The organism is Pseudomonas sp. GW458-11-26-14-LB4 (assembly GCF_059423925.1).
The window spans coordinates 91,695-108,839 of record NZ_JBWKYU010000001.1 but is presented as its reverse complement, the minus strand read 5'-3'; the positions used below and the strand labels follow the sequence as shown (position 1 = coordinate 108,839).

General features: G+C 62.2%; 14 protein-coding genes. 2 read left to right on the top strand and 12 right to left on the bottom strand.

Translation table 11 applies throughout. From position 1 onward, the window contains the following. Nucleotides 1–42: 42 nt before the first annotated feature. From AC07XZ_RS00475 to AC07XZ_RS00440, 8 genes are all read right to left on the bottom strand, one after another. The gene (locus AC07XZ_RS00475) at nucleotides 43–672 is read right to left on the bottom strand and encodes a glutathione S-transferase (RefSeq protein ID WP_102685718.1); all 630 of its coding nucleotides are present in this window, start codon (nucleotides 670–672) and stop codon (nucleotides 43–45) included. 65 nt (nucleotides 673–737) lie between these two features. Further along, on the bottom strand, nucleotides 738–917 hold the full coding sequence (locus AC07XZ_RS00470) for a hypothetical protein (protein WP_085609062.1): 180 nt from the start codon (nucleotides 915–917) through the stop codon (nucleotides 738–740). After that, entirely contained in the window at nucleotides 914–2,044 is a 1,131-nt protein-coding gene (locus AC07XZ_RS00465) for a PepSY-associated TM helix domain-containing protein (protein ID WP_102685717.1), read from the bottom strand. The genes AC07XZ_RS00470 and AC07XZ_RS00465 overlap by 4 nt, the downstream gene beginning before the upstream one ends. Nucleotides 2,045–2,118: 74 nt before the next feature. Further along, on the bottom strand, nucleotides 2,119–4,557 hold the full coding sequence (locus AC07XZ_RS00460) for a TonB-dependent siderophore receptor (RefSeq protein WP_102685716.1): 2,439 nt from the start codon (nucleotides 4,555–4,557) through the stop codon (nucleotides 2,119–2,121). A gap of 201 nt (nucleotides 4,558–4,758) precedes the next feature. After that, the gene (locus tag AC07XZ_RS00455) at nucleotides 4,759–5,730 is read right to left on the bottom strand and encodes a FecR domain-containing protein (protein WP_102685715.1); all 972 of its coding nucleotides are present in this window, start codon (nucleotides 5,728–5,730) and stop codon (nucleotides 4,759–4,761) included. Next, on the bottom strand, nucleotides 5,727–6,245 hold the full coding sequence (locus AC07XZ_RS00450) for an RNA polymerase sigma factor (RefSeq protein WP_102685714.1): 519 nt from the start codon (nucleotides 6,243–6,245) through the stop codon (nucleotides 5,727–5,729). The genes AC07XZ_RS00455 and AC07XZ_RS00450 overlap by 4 nt, the downstream gene beginning before the upstream one ends. Nucleotides 6,246–6,355: 110 nt before the next feature. Beyond that, nucleotides 6,356–7,063 carry a 3'-5' exonuclease gene (locus AC07XZ_RS00445; protein WP_102685713.1) on the bottom strand — a complete coding sequence of 236 codons (708 nt, stop codon included), beginning with the start codon at nucleotides 7,061–7,063 and terminating at the stop codon, nucleotides 6,356–6,358. Next, nucleotides 7,060–9,000, bottom strand: coding sequence for a putative nucleotidyltransferase substrate binding domain-containing protein (locus tag AC07XZ_RS00440; protein ID WP_102685712.1), 1,941 nt, complete (start codon nucleotides 8,998–9,000; stop codon nucleotides 7,060–7,062). Before AC07XZ_RS00440 ends, AC07XZ_RS00445 begins: the two co-directional genes overlap by 4 nt. Before the next feature lie 254 nt (nucleotides 9,001–9,254). Here AC07XZ_RS00440 and AC07XZ_RS00435 point away from each other — a divergent pair, with 254 nt between their 5' ends. Continuing rightward, the gene (locus AC07XZ_RS00435; protein ID WP_102685711.1) at nucleotides 9,255–9,701 is read left to right on the top strand and encodes a response regulator; all 447 of its coding nucleotides are present in this window, start codon (nucleotides 9,255–9,257) and stop codon (nucleotides 9,699–9,701) included. 70 nt (nucleotides 9,702–9,771) lie between these two features. Here the strand turns inward: AC07XZ_RS00435 and AC07XZ_RS00430 are convergent, their stop codons facing one another. After that, nucleotides 9,772–11,949: a malate synthase G gene (locus AC07XZ_RS00430; RefSeq protein ID WP_102685710.1), complete on the bottom strand. Its 2,178-nt coding sequence runs from the start codon at nucleotides 11,947–11,949 to the stop codon at nucleotides 9,772–9,774. 454 nt (nucleotides 11,950–12,403) lie between these two features. Between AC07XZ_RS00430 and AC07XZ_RS00425 the strand changes: the two genes are divergently transcribed. Next, entirely contained in the window at nucleotides 12,404–12,922 is a 519-nt protein-coding gene (locus tag AC07XZ_RS00425; protein WP_011336250.1) for a glycine cleavage system transcriptional repressor, read from the top strand. A gap of 223 nt (nucleotides 12,923–13,145) precedes the next feature. On the opposite strand, the gene rarD is transcribed toward AC07XZ_RS00425, so the two are convergent. From rarD to AC07XZ_RS00410, 3 genes are all read right to left on the bottom strand, one after another. Next, complete coding sequence (gene rarD / locus AC07XZ_RS00420) at nucleotides 13,146–14,033, bottom strand: EamA family transporter RarD (protein WP_102685709.1); 888 nt, start codon at nucleotides 14,031–14,033, stop codon at nucleotides 13,146–13,148. Between the two features lie 66 nt (nucleotides 14,034–14,099). Further along, nucleotides 14,100–15,074 carry a serine/threonine protein kinase gene (locus tag AC07XZ_RS00415; protein WP_102685708.1) on the bottom strand — a complete coding sequence of 325 codons (975 nt, stop codon included), beginning with the start codon at nucleotides 15,072–15,074 and terminating at the stop codon, nucleotides 14,100–14,102. Nucleotides 15,075–15,190: 116 nt separating this feature from the next. After that, nucleotides 15,191–17,092, bottom strand: a complete 1,902-nt coding sequence (locus AC07XZ_RS00410; protein WP_102685707.1) for a PhoX family protein — start codon at nucleotides 17,090–17,092, stop codon at nucleotides 15,191–15,193. Nucleotides 17,093–17,145: the final 53 nt, after the last annotated feature.

The window sequence follows — 17,145 nt, the reverse complement described above, 5'->3', positions numbered from 1 at the left end:
TGATGACGCTGATCTTTGCGTCGTTGCCTCCCGCCCGGTGCGTCAAGCCTTCGGCATCGTCGCAATCATCGACGGCCGCTGGCTCACTTCAAAGAACCAGTTGGCCAGTTGCGGATTGGCGTCACGCCAGCCCAGATCCGGGAAGCGCAGATCCAGATAACCCAGCGCACAGGCCACGCTGATCGAAGCGACGTCGAAGTGGCAGGTCAGTTCGGCAATCGCGTCGCGCTCCAGCAGGGCGAGGGCGCGGCGGATCTTCTCGCGCTGGGCCTCGAGCCATTCGTCCCAGTGCTTTTCCGGGGCGCGCAGCACTTGCTCGTAACGCACCATGACCGAGGCGTCCATGATCCCGTCGGCCATTGAGGCCAGGGTCAGGCGCCGCCAGCGGGCCGCGCCGTCGCGAGGGATCAGCGGGTTGCCGACGTGCTGGTGGTCGAGGTAATCGAGGATCACCCGGCTGTCATGGATGACATTGCCGTCGGCCAGACGCAGGGCCGGGATCTTGCCCAGCGGATTGTCTGCGTTGAGCGCGGCGTCCGGGCTGACAGGGCTGAGCACGCAGTCCTGCAGCGCGACGCGATCCTGCTGGCCGGTCTCGTGCAGCAGCACCATGACTTTGCGCACGAACGGGGACAGGGTGTTGTGGAACAGGGTCATGCTGGGAGCGGACATCGGCAGGGTCTCGGTCAGGGGCAATGACGGGCAGCATAGCGCGTTGCCCGTCAGGCTCAAGCCGTTCAGCGACGTTGCAGCAATCCGCGCAGGGCAATGGCGGCCGGAATGCCCAGACCAATCCAGCTCAAACCATCCCAGATCCCGTCGCCCAGCAGCGCCGCGAACAGGCCCGCTGCACTCAATAGCGCGATCACCAGCGGGGTGCTGAAGACCTTCCAGAAATTCGACTGACGCGGCTTCATGCAGCGGCCTCCGCCGGTTCCAGTACCGGTTTCGCGGCCTTGCGCCGCACCACCCACAGGTACACGCCGCTGGCGAGGACGATGATGGTCAGCACGTCCAGCGTGGCCCAGAGGATTTTCATCGGCATGCCGCCGTAGTCACCGAAGTGCAGCGGCTGCGACATGCCCATGGCGTCCATGTACCACGGTCGTTCTGCCACCGCCGTGACCTGCAGGGTGCTGGCGTCGATCAGCACCGGGGTCAGCAGGTGCGAGGTCAGGTGGGTGCCGCCCTTCATGAACACCGAGTAATGGTGCTCGCTGGAGAAACGGGTGCCGGGGAAGGCGATGAAGTCCGGTTTCATCCCCGGTGTGACGCTTGCGGCGATGTCCAGCACACGGGTGGCCGGGGCCAGTTGCGTCAGCGGCGGGGCATCGCGATAGGGCGCGATCATGGCGTTGAGCGAATCGCTGCGCCAGGCGGCGATGATCAGGTCGGCACAGGCGCTGATCACTCCCGTAACGCCGACCACCAGCGCCCAGGTCAGGGTGACCACGCCGATCAGGTTGTGCAGGTCGAGCCAGCGCAGGCGGGTGGATTTGTCCTGGCGCACGGTGCCGAACTTCAAGCGGCGCATGAACGGCAGGTACAACACCGTGCCGGACACGATCGCGACCACGAACAGCAAACCCATGAACGCCAGCAGCAACTTGCCCGGCAGGTCGGCGAACATGTCGACGTGCAGACGCAGGATGAACAGCATCAGGCCACCGTTGGCCGAAGGCATTTCCAGGGCTTCGCCGGTGCGCGCATCGAGCATGAAGGTGTGCGAGGAGTTGGGCTCGGTGCCGGCGGTCTTGGCCATGATCGTCAGCACGGCATTCGGTTCGTCGTCTTCGAAGCCGAAGTACTGCACGACTTCACCGGGCCGATGCTTCTCCGCCGCTTCGACCAGTTGCGCCAGGTTCAGATGCGGCGTATCCGCCGGCATCACCCGCAACTCGGGCGCATCGCCCAGCAGGTGGTCGATCTCGTGATGGAAAATCAGCGGCAGGCCGGTCAGGGCCAGCAGCAGCAAAAACACGGTGCAGATCAGGCTGGTCCAGGTGTGGACGAAGGACCAGCGGCGAATTGTTTTACTTTTCATTTCATGACCTTCAAAAACACCAAAGCCGTCCACGAGGGACGGCCTGGTTGCAGGGCCTGTTTCAGCTCAGGCGCTTACCACTTGTAGGTGGCGCTGGCGATGACGCTGCGCTGGTCGCCGTAGTAGCAGTAGAAACCGTCGCAGGTGGAAATGTAGTCCTTGTCGAACAGGTTGGTCGCGTTGAGTGCCAGCGACGCCCCTTTGAGGCTGTTGTCCAGACGGCCGAGGTCGTAATGCACGGCGGCGTCAAACACGGTGTAGGCGTCCGCCTTGCCCAGCCAGGTGTTGGCCTTGTCGCCGTAGGTGTTGCCGGTGTAGCGCACGCCGCCGCCGATGCCGAAGCCGTCGAGCACGCCGCTGTGCCAGGTGTAATCGGTCCACAGCGAGGCTTGCTGGTTCGGCATCAGTTGCAGACGGTTGCCCTTGTCGACGCCTTTCTGCACTTCGGACTTGGCCAGGGTGTAGGCGGCGATGACTTTCAGGTTGTCGGTAACGTCGGAGACGGCTTCCAGCTCCAGGCCTTTGACTTTCACTTCGCCGGTCTGGCTGGTGATGGTCACGTTGTTGACGATGGAGTTGACCGAGACGTTCTTCTGGGTCAGGTCATACACCGCTGCGCTGAGCAGGGTCTTGCTGCCCGGTGGCTGGTACTTGATGCCCAGTTCCCATTGCTTGCCCTCGGTCGGTTTGAACGAGTCGGTGGCAGTGGCATCGGCGCCGCTGGTTGGCTGGAAGGATTCGGCGTACGACAGGTACGGCACGAAACCCGAGTCGAACACGTAGCTGATCGCCGCGTTACCGCTGAACGCCTTGTCACGCTGGGTGTTGGTGGCGTCGCCCTTGTTGAAGAACTTGGTGCTGGTGTGCACCCAGTCTTCACGACCGCCCAGGGTCAGACGCCATTGGTCCAGGGCCATCTGGTCCTGCACGTAGAGGCCGCTCTGGTAGGTTTTCTGGTTGTAGTCATAGAACGCCGAGGAACGAGGTGGACGAATGATCGTCTGGCCGTAGACCGGGTTATTGACGTTGATGTCCGGTGCGGAGCCGAAGATCGAGGTGTAGTTGTCGTTGCTGCGCTGGTGATCGAGACCGAGCAACAGGGTGTGACGGATATCGCCGGTGGCGAAGTCCGCCTGGAAGTTGTTGTCCACGGCGAACTGGCTGATGTCCTCATCGACGTTGGTGGTGCCGCGGCCGACATTGCCCTGATCATCGACGGTGAAGCCGGCGAAGGATGGGTTGTAGCTGTTGACGGTCACCGTCTGGAACGACAGATCAGACTTGGTGTAACGCAGATTCTGTTTGAACTGCCATACGTCGTTGATGCGATGTTCGAAGGCATAGCCGAGCGCGTAGTAGGTACGGTCGTAGAAGTCGTAGTCAGGATCGCCCAGGTTCTTGTGATGGGAAATCTTGCCGAACGGCATGTCGATCCTGGTGCCCTGGATCGGGTAGAACTGGCTGGTGACACCGGTATCGTCGCTGGTGAACTGCGAGAGCAAGGTCAGCTTGGTGTCTTCGTCGATGTTCCAGGTCAGGCTCGGGGCGATGTTGTAGCGCTTGTTTTCGATGTGGTCGATCTGCGTGTCGCTGTCACGCACCACGCCGCTGATGCCATACAAAAACTGACCCGCTTCATCGATCTTGCCGGTGCTGGCGAAGTTGATCTGGCGATGATTGTCGCTGCCGTACTGCAACTGGATTTCGCTGCTTTGCACATCGCTTGGACGACGGCTGACCATGTCCAGCAGGCCGCCCGGCGGGGTCTGGCCGTACACCGAAGAAGCCGGGCCGCGCAGCAGGGCGAGGCGATCGAGGTTCCAGGTTTCCGGTTTCGGGTTGGCGTAGATGCCGCGTGGCAACGGCAGGCCGTCGAGGAATTGGGTCGGTTCGAAACCGCGCACGCGCAGCCAGTCGATCCGGGTGTCGCTGCCGTAGCTGCTGGCGGTGATGCCAGGCATGTAGCGCACGGCGTCATCGAGGCTGTGCACGCCACGGTCGTCCATTTGCTGGCGAGTGGCGACCGAAATCGAACGCGGCGCTTCGACCAGCGCGGTGTCGGTCTTGGTGCCGGCGGCGGTGCGGGTGGCGGTGTAGCCTTCGACCGGGCCCCAGGCGCTTTCATAGTTTTCCACGCCGATCACCGAGGTTTCCGGCAGGGCCATCGCGCCTTCCGGCACGGCGACCAGGGTGTAGGTGCCGGCGCTGCTCTGTTCCAGTTGCAGACCGGTGCCACGCAGGGCCGCGCGCAGAGCGCCGGCCGCGTCATATTGGCCGTTGACCGGCGCCGAGGTCTTGCCCGCCGCCAGCGACGGGTTCAGCGACAGCGTGAGGCCGCCCTGGCTGGCGATCTGGTTCAGGGTGGTCGACAACGGAGCCGCCGGCAGGTTGTAGGCGCGTACGCTCGACGCCTGTTCAGCGGCGATCAGTTGGCTGCTGGCCAGCGGGGTGCAGAGGGCAATGGCGACCGCCAGCAAACTGGGGCGCAACAAGGTGTCTAGCGAACGGGACATACGGCGGCTCCTGAATGGAAATATTTCTCAATTGCCTGTGTGCCGGACGAGATTCGAAAAGTGATAGGGCTGGATGAAAATAATTTCGATTAACGAATGACATCGCTGCACAAGTCAGCAGAAAGTCCGTTTTCATGGGGTGTGATGGGTGTTTCTGTCGCGACCTGCTCCTGACAGCGATTGCTCAGGAAGCGCTGAATGTCAGGGCTTCGGATCAGCCTTGGCCACGGTCACCCACCATGGCGTGTGCTGTTCGATCTGCACTGGCAGGGTCGGCAGCAGGGCGTTCAGCGCCTTGTCGGTGTCGTGCAGCGGGAAGCTGCCGGTGATGCGCAGGTCGGCGACTTCCGGCGCAATGCCCAGATGGCCTCGACGATAACGGCCGAGTTCATGCACCAGGTCTTCCAGGCGCGCGTTGTCCACCACCAGCATGCCGCGGGTCCAGGCATCGGCGCCGGGGGTGAGCGCCAGCACCGAATCCAGACCGTTGTGGCGGATCAGCACTTGCTGGCCTTCGCGCAGGATCTGTTCCTGCGGATCGGATTGCGGATGCGCCGCCACCGCTGATTGCAGCACGCTAAGGCGCGTGCCGGCGTCTTCGCGCTTGACCAGAAACCGCGTACCCAGGGCGCGCATGCTGCCCTCGGCGGTTTCGACGATGAACGGCCGCGCATCGCCGTGACCGGTTTCGACGAGGATTTCGCCTTCCTGCAACACGATCAGCCGTTGCTTCTCATCGAAGCGGACATCCACCGCGCTGTGGGTATTGAGGTTGAGCATGGTGCCGTCGGCCAGGCGCACGGTGCGCTGTTCGCCGGTGGCGGTGCGTTGGTCGGCGAGCCAGTAATCCAGCGGCAGATAACGTTCGCCGGCAAACAGCGCCAGACCGACCACCGCCACGACACTGGCCAGCCCGCTGCCGAGCTTGCGCACGCGGCGGCGGATGCCTTCGCGCGATTGCAGCAGTGCGCTGCGTGCCGGGCCGTTGGCCACGCTGAAACGCTGGTCGAGCATGCCCAACTGGCGCCAGGCGCGAGCGTGTTCTTCGTTGGCCGCGTGCCATTTGGCGAACTCTTCGCGCTCCAGCGGCGTGCTGGAATCGAGGGTCAATTGCCAGGCAATCGCCGCATCCAGCACATGGGCCGGGACCGGTCGGGAACTGGCCGGGCTCATGTCGGCTCACCGTACAGTGCGATGTAGCACTGGCGGATGCCCTGGGCCAGGTACTGGCGCACGCGGGGGACAGACACGCCGAGTTTGTCGGCGATCTCGGCGTGGGTCAGGCCGTCGAGGCGGTTATAGAGGAAAGCGGCGCGGGCCTTGGTCGACAGCTTGCCGAGCATGCGGTCGATGGCCTTGAGGTCTTCGAGGATCAGTTGCTGTTCTTCGACCGAGGGCTGTTCGCCCTCGGGGACCAGCATCAGCTCGGTCAAATACGCCTGTTCCAGCGCCGCCCGACGGAAGTAGTCGAACAACAAGCCTTTGGCGATCGCCACCAGAAACGCCCGGGGTTCGCGCGGTGTCAGCAGTTCGTCGCGGCCGAGCAGGCGGACGAAGGTGTCCTGGCTCAGGTCTTCGGCGCGTTGCGGGCATGCCACGTTGCGGCGTAGCCAGGCCAGCAGCCAGCCGCGGTGGTCGCGATACAACGCACCGACGAGCTCACTGTGAGGGCTTTGGGCTGAAGACACGACGACACCGACTGGGAAGTGTTAACTAACGAGAATTGTTCGCGATTGTGGCAGAGGTGGGAATGGTTAGCAATTGGCCACCGGTCGGGTTGTCGGGCGACAACCCGGATTCAGAACGAATGCGTCTGCTGGCGGCGTTTCCACTGACTCAAGCGTTGCTGCAGATTCAGCGGGCTCTGGATCTGCTGCTGGCGTGCCCGGCTGAACAGGATCAGCGCCAGTTCCGCCGTGGCCAGAGCATCGGCGCTCGCGTGGTGGCGTTCGAACACTTCGAGCTTGAACCAGTCGATCCACTCGTCCAGCCCCGCTTCGCGAATGTGCGCCTGCGGGCAAACCAGCGGGGCGATCTGCGCCACATCGAGAAACACCGTCTGCAACTTGTGCCCGAGATGTTCCTTCAGTGCGCGGCCGAGCATGTGCTGGTCGAACGAAGCGTGAAACGCCAGCACCGGACTGTCGCCGATAAACTCCAGCAGCTCGACCAGCGCTTCCGTGGGCTCGCTGCCGGCGGCAATCGCGCTCGGGGCCAAGCCGTGAATCAACACGCTCGGACCGAGTTTCAACTCGTGACATTGCAGGGTGCGTTCGAACTGCTGACTGAAGTCGATCGCACCGTCCTCGATCGCCACCGCACCAATCGACAGCACCCGATCCTTGTTCAGGTTCAGCCCGGTGGTTTCCAGATCCAGTACCACCCAACGCTGTTCGCGGAGGCTGCATTCACGCAGCTCACCGATGGCCGGCAGTTTCGCCAGGCGCTGTTGCAGATCGTCCGGCACGACGGGACTGGCCGGACGCAGCCACGAAAACAGGCTCATAGCTGATACCGCAGGGTCAGGCTGCTTTGCAGGCGCTGGGCCTGGCGCAGGGATTCACGCAGGATGCGCCGGTCCAGATGATTGAGGCTGTCGGGATCGACCCGGTTCGAGTACGGCAGGTTTTCCCGGGTCTGCAGTTGATGCTGTTGCATGCGCGTCTGCTGGATGAAGTGATAAGCCTCTTCGTACGCGGCGCCATCCAGGCGGTCGATGACGTCTTTATCCACAAGCTGGCGGAAGCGTTCGAGGGTGTTGTTGGCATCGATGCCATGGGCCAGCGCGAGCAGACGCGCGCCGTCGACAAACGGCGTCAGCCCCTGGATTTTCAGGTCCAGCGTGGCTTTCTCGCCGTTCTTTTTCGTGAGCACGAACTCACGGAAACGGCCAACCGGCGGACGGTTGCGCAAGGCGTTCTCGGCCATCATCCGCTGGAACAGCCGGTTGTCGCCGACCTGATCGAGAATCCCGCGGCGCAATTGCTCGCAGCCCTGTTCATCACCCCAGACCACGCGCAGGTCGAAATAGATGCTTGAGCCCAACAGGTTCTCCGGCGTCGCCTCGCGAATGAACGCGGCAAAGCGTCGGGCCCATTCGGCGCGGGACAGGCACAGCTGCGGATTGCCGGCCATGACGTTGCCCTTGCACAGGGTGAAGCCGCATTGCGCCAGACTGTTATTGATCTGCTGGGCGATGGGCAGCAGCTTGCCGCGAATCTCCGCCGCGTGGGCCGCATCCCGCGCGTCGAACAGAATGCCGTTGTCCTGATCGGTGTGCAGCGTCTGCTCGCGCCGGCCTTCGCTGCCGAAGCACAGCCAGCTGAATGGCACACCAGGATCGCCTTTTTCGGCGAGGGTCAGTTCGATCACCCGGCACACTGTGTGATCGTTAAGCAGGGTGATGATGTGGGTGATCTGGGTCGACGAGGCGCCGTGAGCGAGCATGCGCTCCACCAGTTGACCGATCTCGCCGCGCAGGGTCACCAGTTGTTCGACCCGCTGGGCGCTGCGGATGGTGCGCGCCAAATGCACCAGATCGACCCGTTGCAGCGAGAACAGATCCCGCTCGGAAACCACGCCGCACAGGCGTCGATCCTTGACCAGACACACGTGGGCGATGTGCCGTTCGGTCATGGCGATCGCCGCGTCGAAGGCGCTGTGATCCGGCGACAGATAGAACGGCGAGCGGGTCATGTGACGTTCGATCGGCTCGCTGAAATCGCCAACCCCTTCAGCCACTACATGCCGCAGGTCGCGCAGGGTGAAAATCCCCAGCGGCGCCTTGTGTTCGTCCACCGCGACGATGCTGCCGACCTGTTGTTCGTGCATCAGCTTCACCGCTTCGCGCAGTGGGGTGGAAGAGCTGCAGGTCACCGGATGGCGCATGGCCAATTCGCCGAGACGGGTGTTCAGCGAATACTGGGTGCCGAGGGTTTCCACGGCTTTTTGCTGGACTTGCTGGTTGACCTGATCGAGCAGGCTGCTGACCCCGCGCAGGGCGAAGTCGCGGAAGGTGTTGGAGAGAGCAAACAGCTTGATGAACGCCAGTTTGTTCAGTTGCAGACAGAAGGTGTCTTCACCGGCCAGATGCTCGGTCCGGGTTGCCCGTTCGCCGAGCAGCGCGGCAAGGGGAAAACACTCGCCAGTGGTGATTTCAAAGGTGGTTTCGGTGCCGCCCTTGGCCGTGTGTGGACGTTCGCCGACCACCCGGCCCTGCTTGACGATGTAGAAGTGTTCGACCGGCCCGTCGGCGGGTTTGATGATGCTCTCGCCCTGACCGTAGAAGCGCAGCTGGCATTGCTCCACCAGATAGGCCAGGTGGGCGTGTTCCATTTGATTGAAAGGGGGGAAGCGCTGGAGGAATTGCAAAGTGCCCTGAATGTTCTGCAACACCGCGGTTTTCCCTGCCTGGGTGAAGGCGTCCGCTTTACTCATAACCATTACCGCAGTCTTTTTCGAATTGTTGTTGTCGGATCGTTGCAGCCATGGTCGGCCCCATCGCGCGGGGTGCCCATTGGACGTAAGTCTAGGTTGGGCATGCCGTTGGGTAGTTTTCGGATATGCCCTACAAAATCAGTCGGAAATTCTTCGGTTCGCCCCTTGGAAAAAAATCCGACGAAGTGCACATTGAAGCTCTGCCCAGCGATGTCTGACCACTGTGCCAGGGGATCGATTTTGAAAACGTAGAGAACGCCATGTCCGACCACGATATTTTGAGCGACGCCGAGCGGGAAGCGCTCAGCGCTGTAATGCTCGAACCCGATCTGCCACCGCAGCGTGTATTGATCGTCGATGACGACAAGGACGCCCGGGAGCTGTTGTCGGAAATTCTCGGGTTGGATGGCATTCGTTGCATGACCGCCGCCAGCGGCGAAACCGCACTGAAAATGCTCGCGGAAAAACCTTTGATCGGGCTGGTAATCACAGACCTGCGCATGGGCAATGTCGATGGCCTTGAATTGATCCGCCAGGTGCGCGAATCGGTCAGGGCGGCGATGCCGATCATCATTGTGTCCGGCGATGCCGACGTGAAGGATGCGATTGCGGCGATGCATTTGAGCGTGGTGGATTTTTTGCTCAAGCCGATTGATACCGCCAAGCTGCTCGGTCTCGTCAGACATGAGCTGGGCATCGAGTCCTAGCCAATCCGGCGCAAACAAAAAAGCCCTGATCGAAAGATCAGGGCTTTTTCATGTCCGGCATCAGCGCAGGTTACAGGCCGTTGGCAGCCTTGAACTCGCGACGACGACGGTGCAGGACCGGCTCGGTGTAGCCATTCGGTTGTTTGGTGCCCTCGATCACCAGTTCGACCGCTGCCTGGAAGGCGATGTTGCTGTCGAAGTTCGGGGCCAGCGGACGGTACAGCGGGTCGTTGGCGTTCTGACGGTCCACCACCGGCGCCATGCGCTTGAGGCTTTCCATCACTTGCGCTTCGGTCACCACGCCGTGACGCAACCAGTTGGCGATGTGCTGGCTGGAGATACGCAGCGTCGCACGGTCTTCCATCAGGCCGACGTCGTTGATGTCCGGCACCTTCGAGCAACCCACGCCCTGGTCGATCCAGCGCACCACGTAACCGAGAATGCCCTGGGCGTTGTTGTCCAGTTCGTTCTTGATCTGCTCCGGGGTCCAGTTCGGGTTGACCGCCAGCGGGATGGTCAGGATGTCATCGACCGAAGCGCGGGCACGTTTGGCCAGCTCGGCCTGACGGGCGAACACGTCGACCTTGTGGTAGTGCAGCGCGTGCAGCGCAGCGGCGGTTGGCGACGGAACCCAGGCAGTGTTGGCGCCGGCCAGCGGGTGAGCGATTTTCTGTTCGAGCATCGCCGCCATCAGGTCGGGCATCGCCCACATGCCTTTACCGATTTGCGCACGACCTTGCAGGCCGGTGCTCAGACCGATATCGACGTTCCAGTTCTCGTAGGCGCCGATCCACTTCTCGGCTTTCATGTCGGCCTTGCGCACCATCGGGCCGGCTTCCATGGAGGTGTGGATTTCGTCGCCGGTGCGGTCGAGGAAACCGGTGTTGATGAACACCACGCGCTCGCTGGCCGCCTGGATGCAGGCCTTGAGGTTGACCGTGGTACGGCGTTCCTCGTCCATGATCCCGACTTTCAGGGTGTTGCGCTTGAGGCCCAGCACGTCTTCGATGCGACCGAACAGCTCGTTGGTGAACGCCGCTTCTTCCGGGCCGTGCATCTTCGGTTTGACGATGTAGACGGAACCGGTGCGGGTGTTCTTGCGCGAAGTGTTGCCGTTCAGGTTGTGCATCGCCGCGAGGCAAGTCACCAGACCGTCGAGGATGCCTTCCGGCACTTCGTTGCCGTGCTTGTCGAGGATCGCGTCGATGGTCATCAGGTGACCGACGTTACGCACGAACAACAGCGAGCGGCCGTGCAGGGTCAGCTCGCTGCCGTCGACCTTGGTGTAGGTGCGATCCGGGTTCATGGTGCGGGTAAAGGTCTGGCCGCCCTTGGATACGGATTCCGCCAGGTCGCCCTTCATCAGGCCGAGCCAGTTGCGGTAGATCACAACCTTGTCGTCGGCATCGACGGCAGCGACGGAGTCTTCGCAGTCCATGATGGTGGTCAGCGCCGCTTCCATCAGGATGTCTTTGACGCCGGCGGCATCGGTCTGGCCGACCGGGGTGCTGGCGTCGATCTGGATTTCGAAATGCAGGCCGTTGTTTTTCAGCAGGATCGCGATCGGCGCGTTGGCGTCGCCCTGGAAGCCGATCAGCTGTGCATCGTTGCGCAGGCCGCTGGTGCTGCCGCCCTTGAGGGTGACGACCAGTCTGCCGTCAGCGATCTTGTAGCCGGTGGAATCGACGTGGGAGCCGTTCGCCAGTGGCGCGGCTTCGTCGAGGAACGCACGGGCGAAGGCGATGACTTTGTCGCCACGCACCTTGTTGTAGCCTTTGCCTTTTTCCGCGCCGCCGGCTTCGCTGATGGCGTCGGTGCCGTAGAGGGCGTCGTACAGCGAACCCCAGCGGGCGTTCGAGGCGTTGAGGGCGAAGCGGGCGTTCATCACCGGAACCACGAGTTGCGGGCCGGCGGTACGGGCGATTTCGTCATCGACATTTTGCGTCGTTGCCTGGAAATCAGCCGCTTCTGGCAGCAGATAACCGATCTCTTGCAGGAAGGCTTTATAGGCCACGGCGTCGTGCGGCTGACCGGCACGGCTCTGGTGCCAGCCATCGATACGAGCCTGGAAGTCATCGCGTTTGGCGAGTAGGGCTTTGTTCTTTGGCGCCAGGTCGTGAATGACCTTGTCGGCACCTTCCCAGAATTTGTCGGCGGTGAGGCCGGTACCGGGAATGGCTTCGTTGTTCACGAAGTCGAACAGGACTTTGGCGACCTGCAGGCCACCGACTTGAACGTGTTCAGTCATTGCTTGCCTCACTCTGCTCAGCTATTTCGCTTTTCAGCTCTTCAATTTAACAATGAAGCCTCTGGCCATTTAAACCACAAACCCCTCGACCAGTACATGCCATCGCTGGCGGCTGGGCTGGGACCAATCAACGGCTTGGGGGCCTTGCTGACGGGGCTTTCAGGGTTGCGAACGTGCCTTGGGCAGACATCGATCCAGCGTTATGTAGTGCGCGCTGCGGCATACTACATGATGAGTTGCGGTTGTGAAAATCAGACTAATTACGTCGTTCTGCGACCCCATGACGCATTGCGGTCACGGCGCGGAACGGGATGTTCTCAAAAAACCAATGGATTGTTCCAGTTAAATATAAAAAGTTGTACACGATTTGTGATTTCGAGCGTCTGAGGCGTCTGTCGAACGCTTGCCTATACTTGCTTTTCTATAACAAAAGTCATGACAAGAGGGCTGCGCCATGGATCACCTCGTACTCACCGTCTTCGCACCGGACAAGCCCGGGCAGGTCGAGCGCATCGCCCAATGTATCGCCGAACACGGCGGCAACTGGCTGGAAAGCCGCATGTCACGCATGGCCGGGCAGTTCGCCGGGATCCTGCGGGTCGGCGTGCCAGCGGAGGCTTACGACGAATTAGTCGATGCCCTACAAGCTTTGTCGGCACAGGGCATCCGCGTGCTGGTGGCCGAAAGCGGTATCGAGCAGGCCTGCACGTGGAAGCCGATCGCCATGGAGCTGGTGGGCAATGATCGTCCGGGCATCGTGCGTGACATCACCCGGTTGCTGAGCGAGCAGGGCGTAAACCTGGAGCGGCTGGTGACCGAGGTGCGCCCGGCACCGATGAGCAGCGAACCGCTGTTCCACGCCGAGGCGATTCTGGCGGTGCCGCTGACCCTGTCGCTGGACGTGCTGCAATCGCGCCTGGAAACCCTGGCCGATGACTTGATGGTGGAATTGGTGCTGCGCACCGACCTGTGAAGAGGGATCGGGTTATCCAGTTTAAACGTGCACCTGCCTGTGGATAACCTGTAGAGACTGACCGCCAAGCCACGTCCGCCGTGGCTTGGCGAAGATTGATCAAAAAACCGCCAGCATTCAGTAACTTGCGCACAAACGGCGGGGATCACGCTGTGGATAACCTTGGGAAGGAACGATACAGGCCACGAGAACCGTGGCCTGCGGAGGTTTGTGCGTTTTTTGATCAGCTGCGCCGGCGCAGGCTCAGCCACGCATCGACGCTGTACACCGCCAGACCGGCCCAGATAAACATGAAGGCGATCAGCGTGCTGGACGACAAGTGCTCACCGAACAGCAGCACGGCTTGCAGCAGTACCAAAGTCGGCGCCAGGTATTGCAGGAATCCGAGGGTGGTGTAGGGCAGGTGCCGTGCCGCCGCGTTGAAGCAGACCAGCGGCACCAGCGTCACCGGACCGGCCGCCACCAGCCACCAGGCTTCGGAGGTGGTCCAGAACTCGGCCTGAGCACTGGTCGCGGTCGGATTGAACAGCAGCCACGCAAGGGCGATCGGCACCAGCATCCAGGTTTCCACCACCAGCCCCGGCAACGCCTTGACCGGCGCCTGCTTGCGGATCAGCCCGTAGAAACCGAAGGTCAGCGCCAGCACCAGCGACACCCACGGCAGACTGCCGACCTGCCAGACCTGCTGCGCAACGCCGACCGCCGCCAGACCGACCGCCAGCCACTGCATGCGCCGCAGGCGTTCGCCCAGGAGCAGCATGCCAAGCAATACGTTCACCAGCGGGTTGATGTAGTAACCGAGGCTCGCTTCCAGCATCCGGCCGTTGTTCACCGACCAGACGTAGGTCAGCCAATTGGCCGCGATCAAGGTGCCGCTCAGTGCAAGAATCGCCAGGCGTTTCGGGTTGTCGCGCAGCTCCTGCCACCAGCCGGGATGCTTCCACACCATCAACAGCAGCGCGCCGAACAGCGCCGACCACAGCACCCGGTGGATGATGATTTCCACCGCCGGCACTTCGGCGATGGCTTTGAAGTAGAGCGGGAACAGTCCCCAGATGATGTAGGCGCTAAGGCCCAGAATGTACCCGCGACGCGGGTTGGCGGCTTGCATGCAGAATCCTTGCTTAGGCAGCTAACAAAGCAGCGATTGTACGGGCAGTTGTATAGACGTGTCGTGTCAGAAAAGCTTCAACGGCTCTTCGTTCAGCGCCGACAGTTGCTCACGCAACGCCAGCACCTGATCGCCCCAATACCGCTCGCTGCCGAACCACGGAAAGCTGCGGGGGAACGCCGGATCGTCCCAGCGTCGGGCCAGCCACGCGCTGTAATGCATCAGGCGCAGGGCGCGCAGCGGTTCGATCAGCGCCAGTTCGCGCGGGTCGAAGTCATGGAATTCGTTGTAGCCGTCCATCAACTCCGACAGCTGCCCGAGACAATCCTGACGATCGCCGGCGAGCATCATCCAGATGTCCTGTACCGCCGGCCCCATGCGGCAGTCGTCGAGGTCGACGATGTGGAACATCTCGTCGCGGCACATCATGTTGCCGGGGTGGCAATCGCCGTGCATGCGGATGTTCTGGTGCGGCGTGTTGGCGTAGACGTCTTCCACACGCTTGAGCAGGTCGCGGGCGACGGACTCGTAGGCCGGCAGCAGGCTCTTGGGAATGAAGTTGCCTTCCAGCAAAGTGGCCAGCGAGTCATGGCCGAAGTTCTTCACCGCCAGCGCTTCGCGGTGCTCGAACGGTTTGGTCCCGCCGACCGCGTGCATGCGCCCGAGCAATTGGCCGAGGCGATACAACTGGTCGAGATTGCCCGGTTCCGGCGCCCGGCCACCGCGACGGGGAAACAGGGTGAAACGAAAACCGGCGTGTTCGTGCAGGGTTTCGCCGTTGTGGATCAATGGCGCCACCACCGGGATCTCGACGTCGGCCAGTTCGAAGGTGAACTGGTGCTCCTCCAGGATCGCTTCGTTGGTCCAGCGCTGCGGGCGATAGAACTTGGCGATCAGCGGTTCCGAGTCTTCGATGCCGACCTGATAGACGCGGTTTTCATAACTGTTGAGCGCCAGAATGCGCGCGTCGCTCAGGAAGCCGATGCTTTCGACGGCATCGAGCACGAGGTCTGGGGTGAGGGTTTCAAACGGGTGGGCCATGCTGACTCCTGCGCGCAGCAGGCTGCCGCGTCCGGCTCAGCATGGTAGCGCAGACGGGCTGTCTTGAGTGGGATCGTTCCCGTGCAGCGCACGGGAACGATCAGAGCGTCGTCAGATCAGGCGCCGACGATCCCGCCATCCTCACGGGTAATCGCCATCACCGATGAGCGTGGCTTGCCGTTCGGCAAATGCTCGGGGAAGGTCGAACCGCCGTTCTCGCCCGGGTGCTGAATCCCGACGAACAGGGTTTTCTGATCCGGCGAGAAACTGATCCCGGTGACTTCACACCCGATCGGCCCGACCATGAACCGGCGAATCTCACCGGTTGCAGGATCGGCGCAGAGCATCTGGTTGTTGCCCATCCCGGCGAAATCACCGGCGTTGCTCGAGTCGCCGTCGGTGAGAATCCACAACCGTCCGGCCTTGTCGAAACCGAGGCCGTCGGGGCTGTTGAACATGTTCTGCGGCGTGATATTCGACGAACCACCCTTCGGCGTACCGGCATGGACGCCCGGGTTGCCGGCGACCACGAACAGATCCCAGGCGAAGGTCTTCGCCGCGTGATCGTCGCGGTCGGTGCGCCAGCGCAGGATCTGACCGTAGACGTTCTTCTCGCGCGGGTTCGGGCCGCCCACCGGTTGGCCGTCTTCGCCGCGTTTGGCGTTGTTGGTCAGGGTGCAATAAACCTGGCCGTCTTTCGGGCTGACCACAATCCACTCCGGACGGTCCATGCGCGTGGCGCCGACCACACTGGCTGCCAGACGCGCGTGAATCAGCACTTCGGCCTGATCGGCGAAACCGCTGCTGGCGTCGATGCCGTTCTTGCCGTGGGTCAGTTCGATCCACTGGCCCTGGCCTTTCGGGTGATCCGGATTGCCGTCGCCGGCATCGAACTTGGCCACGTACAGCGTGCCGTGATCGAGGATGTCGCGGTTGGCCTTGGCGTTGCGGTGGTTGATCTTGTCGCGGCTGACGAATTTGTAGATGAACTCGCCGCGTTCGTCGTCGCCCATGTACACCACGGCGCGACCGTCGTCGGTCTCGGCCAGTGCGGCGTTTTCATGTTTGAAGCGGCCCAGCGCGGTGCGTTTGACCGGGGTTGATTGCGGGTCGAACGGATCGATTTCCACGACCCAGCCGTGACGGTTGAGTTCGTTCGGGTTCTTCGCCATGTCGAAGCGCGGATCGAACGGATGCCAGTTGATCTCGCGGCTGGCGGCCGACACGCCGTAGCGTTTCTGCGCCGGGTCGAACTGTTGCTGGGCGTTGCTGCTGCCGAAGCAGTCGGTGAAGTTTTCTTCGCAGGTCAGATAGGTGCCCCACGGCGTCTTGCCGTTGGCGCAGTTCTGGAAGGTGCCGAGAACTTTCTTGCCGTGCTTGTCGGCGCTGGTTTTCATCAGCTCGTGGCCGGCAGCCGGGCCGCTGAGGCGGATCGGCGTGTTGCCGTGGATGCGCCGGTTGTAGCGCGAGCCCTGGACGAACTGCCACTGGCCGTTCTTGCGCTGCACCTCAATCACCGACACGCCTTCGCAGGCCAGGGCCTTGCGCACGTCCTCGGCCGATTGCGGCATGCCGCCGTGCGGATAGAGGTAGCGGTAGTTGGTGTATTCGTTGTTGATCGCCATCAACGCACGGTTTTTCTCGCCCGGGAATTCAAACAGGCTCATCCCGTCGTTGTTGTCGCCAAACTGCACTTCCTGCGCAGCCGCTGTGCCGTTGCCGCTCGGGTCGAAGGCCGGGCCGTTCTTTTGCAGCGGCTGGCCCCAGCTGATCAGCACCGACGACTTGTAGCCCTTGGGCAGGCTGATGGTGTCGGTGGTGGCCGCCGGAATGCTGTCGAAGCCGAGCAGACGGCTGTTGCCGGCGCTGACACTGGCGGCCAGTACGCTGCGGCTCAGCAGGTTGCCGCCGAGGAACATCGCCGCGCCGCACAGCGCGCCGGCGCTGATGAAACCGCGACGGCTCAGGCCGACTATTTTTTCCAGGTCTGTGGATTGGTTTTCTTCTAATAGGCTCACATCAGGCTCCCTGCATGGTTTTGGCAGCCACCTTAATGCGGGTCGATGACGCT

Excerpts from the sequence above, each read along its gene's own strand:
- AC07XZ_RS00425 (WP_011336250.1), top strand. The coding sequence starts at position 12,404 with ATGGATCACCTCGTACTCACCGTCTTCGCACCGGACAAGCCCGGGCAG.
- AC07XZ_RS00475 (WP_102685718.1), bottom strand. The coding sequence starts at position 672 with ATGTCCGCTCCCAGCATGACCCTGTTCCACAACACCCTGTCCCCGTTC.
- AC07XZ_RS00470 (WP_085609062.1), bottom strand. The coding sequence starts at position 917 with ATGAAGCCGCGTCAGTCGAATTTCTGGAAGGTCTTCAGCACCCCGCTG.
- AC07XZ_RS00440 (WP_102685712.1), bottom strand. The coding sequence starts at position 9,000 with ATGGTTATGAGTAAAGCGGACGCCTTCACCCAGGCAGGGAAAACCGCG.
- rarD (WP_102685709.1), bottom strand. The coding sequence starts at position 14,033 with ATGCAAGCCGCCAACCCGCGTCGCGGGTACATTCTGGGCCTTAGCGCC.
- AC07XZ_RS00460 (WP_102685716.1), bottom strand. The coding sequence starts at position 4,557 with ATGTCCCGTTCGCTAGACACCTTGTTGCGCCCCAGTTTGCTGGCGGTC.
- AC07XZ_RS00435 (WP_102685711.1), top strand. The coding sequence starts at position 9,255 with ATGTCCGACCACGATATTTTGAGCGACGCCGAGCGGGAAGCGCTCAGC.
- AC07XZ_RS00465 (WP_102685717.1), bottom strand. The coding sequence starts at position 2,044 with ATGAAAAGTAAAACAATTCGCCGCTGGTCCTTCGTCCACACCTGGACC.
- AC07XZ_RS00430 (WP_102685710.1), bottom strand. The coding sequence starts at position 11,949 with ATGACTGAACACGTTCAAGTCGGTGGCCTGCAGGTCGCCAAAGTCCTG.
- AC07XZ_RS00455 (WP_102685715.1), bottom strand. The coding sequence starts at position 5,730 with ATGAGCCCGGCCAGTTCCCGACCGGTCCCGGCCCATGTGCTGGATGCG.
- AC07XZ_RS00445 (WP_102685713.1), bottom strand. The coding sequence starts at position 7,063 with ATGAGCCTGTTTTCGTGGCTGCGTCCGGCCAGTCCCGTCGTGCCGGAC.
- AC07XZ_RS00415 (WP_102685708.1), bottom strand. The coding sequence starts at position 15,074 with ATGGCCCACCCGTTTGAAACCCTCACCCCAGACCTCGTGCTCGATGCC.